This window comes from Lactobacillus melliventris (assembly GCF_042679465.1).
GTDB classification, from domain to species: domain Bacteria; phylum Bacillota; class Bacilli; order Lactobacillales; family Lactobacillaceae; genus Lactobacillus; species Lactobacillus melliventris.
The window spans coordinates 383,995-396,308 of the sequence record NZ_JBHTMT010000001.1 but is presented as its reverse complement, the minus strand read 5'-3'; the positions used below and the strand labels follow the sequence as shown (position 1 = coordinate 396,308).

Annotated in this window: 9 protein-coding genes; 4 read left to right on the top strand and 5 right to left on the bottom strand. The window is 32.9% G+C overall.

What is annotated here, in order from left to right; translation table 11 throughout:
- Window positions 1-2: 2 nt before the first annotated feature.
- Window positions 3-938, top strand: coding sequence for a LysR family transcriptional regulator (locus ACFQ32_RS02020; RefSeq protein ID WP_046324818.1), 936 nt, complete (start codon window positions 3-5; stop codon window positions 936-938).
- A 128-nt stretch (window positions 939-1,066) separates the two neighbouring features.
- On the top strand, window positions 1,067-1,996 hold the full coding sequence (locus tag ACFQ32_RS02015; RefSeq protein WP_046324819.1) for a manganese-dependent inorganic pyrophosphatase: 930 nt from the start codon (window positions 1,067-1,069) through the stop codon (window positions 1,994-1,996).
- 41 nt (window positions 1,997-2,037) lie between these two features.
- Here ACFQ32_RS02015 and ACFQ32_RS02010 read toward each other — a convergent pair whose 3' ends face one another.
- Window positions 2,038-2,397 carry a helix-turn-helix domain-containing protein gene (locus ACFQ32_RS02010; RefSeq protein ID WP_034979176.1) on the bottom strand — a complete coding sequence of 120 codons (360 nt, stop codon included), beginning with the start codon at window positions 2,395-2,397 and terminating at the stop codon, window positions 2,038-2,040.
- Between the two features lie 1,523 nt (window positions 2,398-3,920).
- On the opposite strand from ACFQ32_RS02010, the gene xerS reads away from it, so the two are divergent.
- Window positions 3,921-5,006: a tyrosine recombinase XerS gene (xerS, locus tag ACFQ32_RS02005; RefSeq protein ID WP_046324820.1), complete on the top strand. Its 1,086-nt coding sequence runs from the start codon at window positions 3,921-3,923 to the stop codon at window positions 5,004-5,006.
- An 18-nt stretch (window positions 5,007-5,024) separates the two neighbouring features.
- Here xerS and ACFQ32_RS02000 read toward each other — a convergent pair whose 3' ends face one another.
- The 3 genes from ACFQ32_RS02000 to ACFQ32_RS01990 all read right to left on the bottom strand — a co-directional run bounded on the left by ACFQ32_RS02000 (window position 5,025) and on the right by ACFQ32_RS01990 (window position 7,077).
- Complete coding sequence (locus ACFQ32_RS02000; protein ID WP_046324821.1) at window positions 5,025-5,660, bottom strand: NUDIX hydrolase; 636 nt, start codon at window positions 5,658-5,660, stop codon at window positions 5,025-5,027.
- Between the two features lie 48 nt (window positions 5,661-5,708).
- Complete coding sequence (locus tag ACFQ32_RS01995; RefSeq protein WP_046324822.1) at window positions 5,709-6,587, bottom strand: DegV family protein; 879 nt, start codon at window positions 6,585-6,587, stop codon at window positions 5,709-5,711.
- An 88-nt stretch (window positions 6,588-6,675) separates the two neighbouring features.
- Window positions 6,676-7,077: a MarR family winged helix-turn-helix transcriptional regulator gene (locus tag ACFQ32_RS01990; protein WP_046324823.1), complete on the bottom strand. Its 402-nt coding sequence runs from the start codon at window positions 7,075-7,077 to the stop codon at window positions 6,676-6,678.
- A 338-nt stretch (window positions 7,078-7,415) separates the two neighbouring features.
- Here ACFQ32_RS01990 and ACFQ32_RS01985 point away from each other — a divergent pair, with 338 nt between their 5' ends.
- Entirely contained in the window at window positions 7,416-9,104 is a 1,689-nt protein-coding gene (locus tag ACFQ32_RS01985) for an Rqc2 family fibronectin-binding protein (protein ID WP_046324824.1), read from the top strand.
- Window positions 9,105-9,135: 31 nt separating this feature from the next.
- Here ACFQ32_RS01985 and ACFQ32_RS01980 read toward each other — a convergent pair whose 3' ends face one another.
- A complete protein-coding gene (locus tag ACFQ32_RS01980) occupies window positions 9,136-12,312 on the bottom strand; it encodes a carbamoyl phosphate synthase large subunit (protein WP_379906815.1) in 3,177 nt (1,058 codons plus the stop codon).
- Window positions 12,313-12,314 lie beyond the last annotated feature (2 nt).

The following is a 12,314-nucleotide window of genomic DNA, read 5'->3' as shown; positions in this document are numbered from 1 at the left end:
TTATGCCTAAAACAGATACAATACTCTCAACCAAGTCCTTACATTATTTTTTGCAATTAATTGATACTATGAATTATACCCAGGCAGCCCAGATCCTGGGCATTACTCAACCGGCTTTAACTCAACAAATTAAGAAAATCGAGCATGCAATTGGAACACCGTTATTTGGGCAGATGGGCAAAAAGCTTTACCTAACGGAAGCGGGTAAGCAATTGCAAACTGGAGCGATTCAATTGCTTGGAACCATTAATTCTGTGGTTAGTGATATTCAAGAATTTACTCAGGCTGATAAGGGTAATATTGCAATCGGTGTTTTAGAAAGTGTTGATTCTGATCTTCTCAGACGGTTTTTGATTGAGTTTAACCAAAAGTTTCCGAATATAACTATTAGTGTCTCTTATTTTAACCGGAAAGATCTTTGGTATAATCTTGATAATAATTTAATTGATTTAGGGTTGCTTTATGTTCCTGAAACTGCTAAGAAAAGTCAATCCAATATTCAGAATCAGTATGAACAAATGAAAGTCACACAAGAGAGATTGACAATTTTGACACACAATTCTAAATTTAAGGCAAAAAAGGCATACCCAGTTTCCAAATTCTTAGGAAAAAATTGGGTACTTTATCCGGATAGTTTTTACTTAACTCAATTGTTAAAAGATAAATTAGGCTCTAAATTAAATGCTAAAAACGGGTTAAATGTTCCTTTAACCTTTACTTCAACCAAGCAAATGGTTGATACAGCGCAGGAAACTGATTATGAGACAGTTGTAGGTGAATCATATTATCAGCTCCACCAAGACGAAATTGATTTAACACCAGTATTTTTAAAAGGTGTTCCCAAATTTACAACCTCAATTATTTATCGCAAGGGCAAGAAAGAAGTTCCTCGGATTGAAAACTTTTTAGCCGAATTTAAAAAGTTTTTGCAAGCATAATTCTTCATACATGTGCTAAGACATAATAAATTATTTAAACTAAAATTTACATTTTACTGGGAAGAAAAGGTTTTATTAGGTAAACTAGAAGATAAGTAAAAAATTTAAAAGAAACAGGGGAAAGTTAAATGGAAAAAGAATTAGTTTTTGGCCATCAAAATCCAGATACAGATGCCATAGGAACTGCAATTGCTTATTCATATTTGCAAAATAAATTAGGCTATAATACAGAAGCGGTTGCTTTAGGTGAGCCTAACGATGAGACAGCCTTTGCGTTAAAGAAATTTGGTTTTGAAGCACCAAGGGTTATTAAAACAGCTGCTAATGAAGTGCAGAAGGTAATGCTAGTCGATCATAATGAACCGCAGCAAAGCGTTTCCGATATTGATAAAGTAACTGTAACTCATGTGGTTGACCATCATAGAATTATGAATTTTAATACAAGTATGCCTCTGTTTTATCTTGCAGAACCTGTAGGTTGCACCAGTACGATTATGTTTGGACTGTACAAGCATTTTAAGGTGGAAATTCCCCAAAATATTGCTGGAATTATGCTCTCTGCAATAATATCAGACACATTATTGCTAAAATCACCCACTACTACTGAGAGAGATAAAAAGGCCGTTCAAGAACTTGCAGAAATTGCTAATGTGGATTACCAAAAATATGGTTTGGAAGAATTGAAGGCTGGTACTAATATAGCAAGTAAATCGGAAGAAGAATTAATTGATTTAGATGCTAAATCATTTGATTTGAACGGTAAGAACGTTCGGGTTGCTCAAATCAATGTAGTTGACTTACCAGAAGCTTTGGAACGTAAAGAGGCTTTCTTAAAGACAATGAGCGATTCAGCCAAGTCTGAAGGCTACGATTTATTCATGCTGCTTATAACTAATGTACTTGACTCAGATTCAACTGCATTAGTTATAGGTTCAGATGAGGCTTTGGCTTCATTTGAAAAGGCATTTGGTGAGGTTAAGGATTCTGAAATTAGCTTGCCAGGTGTTGTTTCAAGAAAGAAACAGGTTGTGCCACCGTTAACTGAAGCTTTTAAGTAATTTAAAAAACACGAAATAGATTTTCTCTATTTCGTGTTTTTTTAATCTTTGTTAATTTCCTTAGCCAAAATGATGAATGATTTGCATACTCTTTCAGCTTTGTCAGGTGACATTTTTCTAAGTTCATTAAGAACCTTCTTAATAAATACTGGAGTATTATCTTGATGATTTTCAACTTTAACTTCTTTAAAGCGATAGGCATTCATAATAATATCTGGTGTAGTTGTATTTAAGGCTCTGGCAATGGAGTCAAGCTTTTGAATACTAATATTCTGATTTTTGGTACGCTCAAGACGGGAAATAAAATTGACCGATAAATCGCTTAATTCAGCGAGATCCTCCTGGGTTAATTTCTGTTCACGTCGCCTGCGACATATTTCTTTTCCTAAATTTATACTCATGGAATAAATTCAACCCTTTCAAAAAAATAAATCCATATTCTATAATAACAGATTAATTATAGAATTAAACATTAAAATAAAAAAATAATGAATAAAACACTTGCTTTTAGCAAAATTAAACTCAAACTAAATGTTTTAAACTATACCCCACATAGTATTGTAAGCTATTTTTTGAGAAAATAAAATAAAAAAGCACCAATTAATAACCTTAAAGTGAAAAAGGAAAGAGTGGCAAATATTATATCAAAGACTGCTTTCGCTTGCCAGGTCTGCGAGTAGAAAGGCGCTTGTTTAAAAAAGAGAACAACTAATTGGGTTTATATATTTATAAAACCTAGAAAGCGATTTTATTTATATTTTTCCATATTTATGCTAGTTATTTTGAATATAGAAATTAATGACGTATAGTTTAACTATATTTTAGGGTAGTATTTTATATCTGTTCGCATAATTCTTATATTGTAAATTAAAATTAAAACTGAAATTTTTATCTAAATCATAAAAATACACTGTTAGTCTTTATCAGAAAACTTTTAGCAACTTTTGAATATCAAGTAATTTTTGCTTGAGTTCAAGCGGGTGATTTAGGTTTAATATATTTCAGCATATTGCAGTAGTAAAATACAGCTTCGTATAATATATATTATGTAAAGTTATATTAAAAATTCAGGATAGAGGGTTAATCAACAAAATACATTGGTTAAAATATTTATGTTGACACAAGTATTTAGAGTCTTTTAAAATTCAAAAACCGCTTAACTGATCATTTAATAGCAATTAATTATCTCAGTAGTAATTTAAATTTTTCTTACATAGACAGATTTCCATCTTTGAATTCACAAAATTTAATATAGAAACAACTAGTTCTAAATCGTAAAAGTTTATGTATTAAGTGGCAAATCATCATAAGTGTGAATCGTTAATGTAAGTGGTAAGTTTAGTATCTTTTTAATTGGTATAAAGAAAGTGTGCGATTTACTGGAAATAGTAATTTGGTGTTACATTTATTTTATTGCTTTCATTAAAATTATAGTTTTAATGAAAGCAAATAAAGGAAGTATTGCAGTCAAAATTTTCTTTATATCAGACTCTATGGCTCACACAAAGTTAGCAATTAGCGCGTAAGTTTTTAAACGAGATATTTTAAATTGTTGCTTTAAATATGTTAATGTATAGCTTAAAAATAAAGCTGTTTCCCCTCTTTTAAGGTACGCTGCAGCTAGCTCCAACTACATGGTTTTCTCTCTCCTAATGCTCTATAATTTTGATCTGAACACTCTATTTTATTTTTAGCAATTAATTATCAGGCTTAAACTACTAAATAATATTTATCAAATCACCCTCTTAATTTCTAGCAAATTAAATCGCAGTTCAATAATCTGTGCGATAAATGTACTTGAGCGACTATCTGTTTGATTTTTCCCCTTTCTTTAAGGTAACCAAGAATAAAAAAGACAAACATACATTCTGATTTTGCTTTATAATAGAATACATAATTATTTCAGTCAGGAGAATTTTGCTACGTGGAAACAAAAAGATACTTAGATCTAATCGATGATGAATTGAAAAAAATGCCGGATTTTGTCAAAGATTATAACTTTGGTACCAGTCATTCTTTAGCTACATCCTATCAATATTTAACAGAAATCAGACGTTTCTTTGACTGGCTGCGCCAAGAAGGCATTTCACAGGCTAAAAATAATCAAAAAATTGAAACCGAAACTTTGGCCAAACTGCAGCGCAATGACATTATGCTTTATATTAACTATTTGGGTCACGTCAAAAATAAGCAGGGTAATCTTAACTCCCCCACTACTATCAATCGTTCCATAAATGCGTTAAGGTCGTTGTTTAAGTTTTTAACCATAACCGCTGATAATATTAATGGTCAGCCATATTTTGAACGAAATGTAATGCTTAAAATTGATTCCCTCAATAATACAGAAACGCTGAACTACCGTGCACATGTCCTAGAATCACACATGTATACCGGCAAATTAAAATATCAGTTTCTAGACTTTATTGCTACTAAATACGAACTTCAATGCAATAAACATGCTCTACCGGGTTTTAAAGTTAATAAAGAACGTGATATGGCAATTATTGCATTAATTTTGGGAACAGGGATAAGGGTCTCAGAATGTGCAGGAATTGATGTTTCTGACATTAATTTTAGAAAGGCTACGTTGGACGTAACACGTAAAGGTGGTCAAAGAGACAGCGTTCCAATTGCCGAATGGACAATAATTTATATCAAAGAATATAAAAAGATTCGCCAGGAACGCTATTCAGCCTCAAAAAAAGATGCAGCATTTTTTCTTACACGGTGGCACAATAAAACAAGAAGAATTACTGCCAGTGCAATTGAAAAGATGGTTAATAAATATTCAGCTGCCTTTGGACATCCACTAACCCCTCATAAACTGCGCCATACTGTGGCTTCTGAATTATATGATGTGACTAAAGACCAGGTTTTGGTTGCCCAGCAGCTGGGACAAAAAGGAACTTCAGCAACTGATTTATATACTCACGTCGATCAAAAAAAGCAAAGAGCTGCCTTGAATGAGATTACTGAAGCTGATAAAAACAATAGTAAAAAGCAAGCATAATAGTGCTTGCTTTTTTGGTTATTCGAATCTTGTCTGCCAATTTGAACTTTGATTAGCCTCAAAGCACATTTTTATTTCTGCTAAAGAGTTTCGTGGTACTGACAAAGCTGGCAGATTATCAAAGTCAAAGAACGAGCATTTTTCAGTTTCAGTATTATTGACAAACTTTCCTCCTAAATCTCTGCAGAGAAAAATAACATTGCATACATTAATAGCGCGTTCAACTCGTTTATTATCATAAATGTTAGTTGAATGGTTATTTACGGCAATAATTTGCTCAACCGCGATCTTATGACCAGACTCCTCTTCTGCCTCCTTTATACAATTTGCTTTAACCGTCATATTTGGTTCACACCACCCGCCTGGCATTGACCATAAATTGTCGGTAGACTCTTTCACCAGCAAAATTTTTTGGTTATTAAAAATTGCTGCTCTGGTAGATACTTTAGGTGTCTGATAACCGTCATCACTACTAAATAACCCCTTAATCACATCAATCGGCTCACCAGTTTTAGCAGCCATCATCTTTGTGGCAATTTCTCTTATCTGCTGGTATCTTTCTCTATCAAAACGATCGTGGCCGTATTCAATGCCATCTTGAGCAATACTTTGTAGTTCTATTGCCCACCTTGAAAGTTGGTCTAATTTTTTCATAAAAAGCCCCAATTTCTTAGCAAAAGAGCAACCTTTCAAAGGTTGCCCTTACTTTGTTAAATCAATTTTATCAATATCTATCATCCAGCCAATAGCAAAAGATTTTTCTCCCAAATGTGTCGCAATAACGGGACTAAACTTCGTTACAGAAATATTTTGTTTAGGAAACTTTTCCTTTAAAAAGTCCTCTGCTTCTTCAACTTGACTTTTATCATTAGAATCAATGATAAAAAGTTTAATTTTGTCTTTATAAGGCAACTTATCAATCTTTTCCACTGTTAAACTTTTAATTTTGATAAAAGCCCGTTTCATTGATCGAATCTTATCAAATGCCACAATATCGCCATCTTTAAAAGTAAGCAGTGGCTTGATGTTCAGCATGGATCCAATAAAAGCAGTGGCATTGCTCAAACGACCACCACGACTCAGATTTTTTAAATCGTTGACGACAAAAATCTCATCTATGGTTGATTTGATTTTATCTAATTTTGCCAGAATGGTATCAAGGTCAAGACCATTCTTTATCATTCTGGCTGCAGCTAAAACCAAATTTCCCTGCAGACGAACTGTCATCCTTGAATCTATAGCATGTAGATTATATTTGGGATTGTTTTCCGATATATTACAAAGTGTCTGATAAAAACCTGAAATTCCGCTTGAAAGTGTAATTGCGATAATAGCTTCATACCCTTCGTCATGTAAGCGATCAAAAAGACGAATTAAATCACCACTACTTGGTTGAGAAGTCTTAGGAAAATCAGCTCCCTCTCTTTGCATTTTAAAAAGCTGATCAGAAGTAATATCAACATTTTCTAAGTACTCTTTTTGACCTATGATTATGGGAATAGATATAACAATAATATTGTTTTTTTCCGCCTCTTGTTTTGTTATGGCGCTAGTACTATCAGTAACTAAAGCAATCTTCATCTAACTTACCTTTCGCTTTTGTCTGTACAACATACGAGAATTATAGCATAAAAAAATAAGTGTTTCGACCATCAACTAGTAGAACAAATTATTTTTCGCTTCTTTGTAATAACTCACTGAAGATGTGGTTAAAAGTTGCTACTTCTTGCTTGCTAAGACCTTGCAACAAGGATTCTTCTATCTCATTTAATACTTGTTTTAATTGGATAATTTTTTGAAGTCCTGTTTCATTTAACAAAACAATTTTGCTTGAATCTTTCTCAGATCTTTTAACTGTAATAAAACTAACTGTTTTCTTCTGCTGTAATTGTCTACTCAATGTAGATAACGAAATTTTTAAATTGTCAGCTAAATCTCCCATTTTTAAAGCTGTATTGTTATTTTGATCGAAATATAGCAAAATTCTAGTTTGTGATAAATTTAAGCCACATTTTCTATTTATTTCGTTTTTTATATTTCCCGCAATTGTGCTAAAAGATAAAACATCCATTTAACTACCTTTTCTGATAAAAACCAAAATAACTTATAAGCATGTTTTTAAAAAGTCCATATGTTTTCACAAAGAAAATTACTTTGTGAAACAATTGGGTTACCTGTATAGTAATATTATTTACTATTATTTTTTGCTTATAAATATTTATATTGATAACTTTAAATCTATATTACCAGTATATCAGTTTTTTGCAATAGCTTCTTTAATAAGTAAATTTATAATTAATATATGATTAGTAGTACTCTTTTTTAAGATTTAATCATAAAATCTGCCTAAAGCGAATACAAATTGTTTAATAATTGATATAATAGTAAGCGTGTTTTGAGGTGATAATTATGGCTTTTGACGGCTTATTCATACATAGTCTTTTAAATAGTGTTAAGCCAAAAATAATCAATGGTCGGCTTTCAAAAATATACCAACCATTTGAACAAGATTTAGTATTAACTTTTAGAAAAGAGCGCAAAAATATTCAGTTGTTACTATCGGCAAATGCGCAATACCCTCGGTTTTACATAACTAGCCAGACTATTGCCAATCCTGATAAGGCTCCTACTTTTGTCATGGTACTGCGCAAATATTTGGAAGGCTCAGTATTGCAATCAATTGAACAGCTGGGTGTGGACCGTATAGTAAATTTTAATTTTAGTAATCGTAATGAGCTGGGAGATCAAGTTCAGTTAGTTTTATCTTTAGAATTAATGGGACGACATAGTAATGTCATACTTTATGATCAAAAAAGTGGACATATAATCGATTTGCTTAAACGGATTAATCCAGATGAAAACAGAGTGCGGCTGCTTTTACCTAAAGCAAAATATGAATTACCGCCCTTAATATCTGGAATAAACGGCTTTGAAGTAACAGAAAAAGATTTTAGAGAAAAAACTATGCATTCTGATCCAGTAGATTTTGCCAGTCAAATTGGTGGCCTGGATCGTGACGATCGTCAGGAGCTCACTGGTTATTTGGAAGATGATTTTTCTTATTCGTCCTTTAAAACTTTTATGGATCAGTTTAATAAAAAAGGCGCTTTTATATTAAAAACGCCAAAAAATAAACGTAAGATTTTTCCCTATCTACCCTACCATCTTAACCTGACAAAAGAAAGTGCTGATCCGGATATTAATCATGCTTTAGATGAGTTTTACGAGTATCAGTCAAATCAAGATTGGGTGCGGCAAAAGTCAGCTCAAATTGAGCGACTAATCAAAAATGAGTACAAAAAATTAACCAAAAAAATTGTTAAGCTCAAAAAGCAGCTTGAACAGGCAGAAAATTCTGAAGGATACAGGATACAAGGAGAAATACTTAACGCAAATTTATCGCAAGTTAAGCCAGGGATGGCAGAGGTTTCTTTGCCAAATTATTATGATAATAATCGCCCACTAAAAATTAAACTTGATGTTGCCCTTTCTCCGGCCCGTAATGCGCAGAAATATTTCACTAAATATAAAAAATTACGTGATTCTATTAAACACGTTAAAGAGCAAATATCTATTGCTCAGGATAACTTAGATTATTTTGATTCTGTTCAAACCGCAATTGATAATGCTGAGCCGCAAGATATCGATCAAATTACTGAAGAGTTAATGAACCAGGGATATTTGAAGAAGCCCCAAAAACCAAAACGGAAAAAGAAAATTACCGAAAAAAATCTGAATAAATTTCGTATATCTTCGGGTAAAACTGTTTTAGTTGGCAAGAATAATTTGCAAAATGACTGGCTAACTTTAAAAAAGGCCAATAAAACTGATATTTGGTTTCATGTTAAAAATATTCCGGGCTCACACGTGATTTTGCAATCAGCTGAGGCGACAGATGAGGACATTCGAGAAACAGCTGAAATTGCCGCATATTTCTCTAAAGCTAAAAATTCTGCGCACGTACAAGTCGATTATGTTCAAGATAAACGTGTCAAAAAACCAAATGGAGCAAAACCAGGCTTTGTAATTTATACTGGTCAAAATTCAATTGAAGTAACCCCTGAAAAAACCAGGGTATTATCGAAGAGAATAAATTAGAAAACGAGGATGAAGAAATCATCCTCGCTTTTTAAATCGGCTGAGTGGTTAATGATAAAGACTCTAAAACACTTAAAATAAGTTCAGTAGTTTCGATACTTGAAAACACTGGTATGTTCTGATTCAAAGCCTCATCGCGTATTCTAGTTGCATCATCACTAGCGGAATCAGATAAATTTGTAATATTTATTACCATATCAATCTTATGCTGGCGAATCTTGTCTAATAAGCTGCGAGAGCCATAACTAATTTTTGACACTATTCCAGTTGTAATACCGGCTTCTGCCAGTTCATTAGCCGTGCCCTCGGTTGCAATTATTTTAAAGCCTAACCGATAAAATCTTTGAGCCAATTCTGTAACTTTTTTCTTATCTTCGTCGCGCACAGATATAAAAATTATTCCATAATTTGGTATTTTTAAACCACTAGCTTCATACCCTTTGTATAAGGCCTTTGCGAGTTCCGTATCCCTGCCCATAACAGAACCAGAAGACTTCATTTTAGAAACGAACGTATTTTCGCTTTGATAATTAATATAAGAAAAGACTGGCATTTTAACAAATATAAAGCTATTTGAACGCCATAATCCACTTTTGTATCCTAATTCAGGTAAAGACTTTCCGATTAAAACTTCTGTCGCACATTTGGTAATATCCTTACCAAGAGCCTTGGAAAGAAAAGCAATATTATGGCCGGCATAAGGCTTAATTTGTAATAAATATACTTTCTTATCAACAATTAAGAAATGTAAAGTAAAAATACCACGCATATTGATACGCTTAACTAGTGCAGTAGTAAATTCAGTTAATAATTTCTTGGCCGTTTTGGATAAGTTTTGTGGTTTAAAAACAGCTATTGAATCTGACGCATGTGAACCTGTTTGTTCCAAGTGCTCAATGATACCTGGAAGGGTTACATTTTTTCCATCTGAAATGGCAGTTATCTCATATTTATTTCCCTCAATAAAATGAGATAAGCTTACCTTAGAAAGCTGATTTTCTTTTAAATATTTTTTTAAGGCTGGTAAATCATAAACGACAGCCGATTTTTGCTTTACTCCCAAATTATTAAAACCACCAATTAAAATTGGAAATCCGTGTTCTTTAATGAACTTCTGAGCAGCACTTTTATTAACAGTCGTTAAGAGTTTGTTTTGACTTAAATTTTTTACTGGTTTATTTAACGCCTGTTTTATGCGATCTTTAGGATTAACATCCTTGTTACCTAAAATATTCAGACCGTTTTCGATAAGTTTCTTACGCAGAGCATTCATTTCTTTACCAGAAAACTGTATTAAAACATCTTTGATTTTTTCTTTCTTGGCAATTTGAAGAATACTTTCAACTGTAATTGGCTCAAAATAAACTTTAGCTACTCTCTTGTAGCTAATAGCAACTGATTCATCGTTATTTGAAAGTAAAATAATGTCATAATTATTATTATGTAAAGTATCAATTGCATGACTTATCATGTAGTCGAATTCACTCGTAACTGACACTTGTGATGGCAGCATTCCAATTATTAAAACCTTTTTAGAGGCAGGCAAAACTCGGCTTTCGTCTTGAACTCCAAATGAACCATAATATGCTTTAACTAATGGCTTAATGGTTCCCGCAGTGCCATCAATTTGCTGGAAGGCGGGTTTTAAATGTATTTTTACAAGTCTTTTTTCAATTGCATCCACACTGATCATAGATAAGTTAGCAATTAAAAGATTACGAAACCCCCTCTTTTTGGCTTCAATTAATAATTCATCGGTTAAGTGCTCATTTACTAATTTATGACCAATTTCAACTATATGAAACAGCTTTTGGAAATATACTGGATGAATATGAACAATTTCATGTAATTCTTGATAACTAAAACCTTTTGCAATTGCAGCGAGTAGCTTAAGTAAATGTAACTCATCAGGTTGTTTTAGATCAGAAATAATTTCTGATTTATCCTTAGCTTTTTCAGTCTGCAAAACGCTTAGTGACATTTTTATATTTACTGTTGAAGCCAGACCTTTTAAAAAAGCAGATTCAAAATTTGTACCTAAACCAATAGCTTCTCCACTCGCCTGCATTCTGCTGCCTAATTTGTAATGATTGCTACCAGATTGCGTTAATGACCAAAATGGCATCCTAATGGCTACTTTGTCTAAGGTTGGTTCGATTGCAGCATTAAGTCCTGATAACGGATCTTTAATTTCATCTAAACGATAACCGAGTGCAATTTTACAAACAATATAACCCAAACTATACAGTCCTATCCTCTTAGACCAAATAGCACTACGCGTTAGTCTGGACTTTATCGATAAAACTTTGACAGCAAATTTAGTACCTTCGTGTTTAACGGCGAAATGTATATTAAGAATTCCTACTATTTGCAGACTATCTGCTATTTTTTTGGCAATTGTCCGAATCCTTTGTACTTGGTCATTGTTAAGGGTCAAGGCTGGCATTACAGCCGCCGAATCACCGGCATTAATAGCTACAGACTCAATAGTATCTGCTAGATTAGTAAAAAGTGTATTCCCTGAGCCATCACGAATAATATTGGCAATTATTTCGTCCCAAGAAGATAAGTCTTCTGCTAAGTGATAATCGCCAAACGAAAAATTTTCCAGTCGTTTTTCTTTTTGTAAATATTCGTTTAGATCAGTAATATTATTAAAAATAATTTTTTGGTTAAGCGCTGAATCATTTTGTTTGATAAGCATCACAGGAAAGTGAACGGACTCTTCCAATTGTTTTTGCAAATTAATTGCATCGAAATCAGTTAGATTCCAATATTTGCTGGTCTCAATCTGATTTTCTGTCAGAAAAGCGTTCATTTTTTGATGATTGTCAATTGCCAAAGTGCGTTTGTTTAAAGTTAACAAGCGCACTCCCATTTGACTCAGAATACCATCTTGAACAAGTTCCCGGGTAACTTTTAAACCAGTTGTAGAGCCGTAAGCAGAGATAATGGCATTTGGTTCTTCCATGCGAATTATTCTTTTGAGAAATTCCAAGGTCATTGGCTCAAGATATACGGTTAAGCCGGGCTTTTTATCAGTAGAAATAGTTGCAGGGTTAGGATTGACTAAAACAACTTGAATATCTTCTTCAAAAAGTGCATTAATAGCGTCTTCAACTAATAAATCAGTTTCGGATACTTTACCGACTAAAGTTGGACCTGATCCGATGATTAATACTTTATCTAAATCATTATCTAAAGGCATGT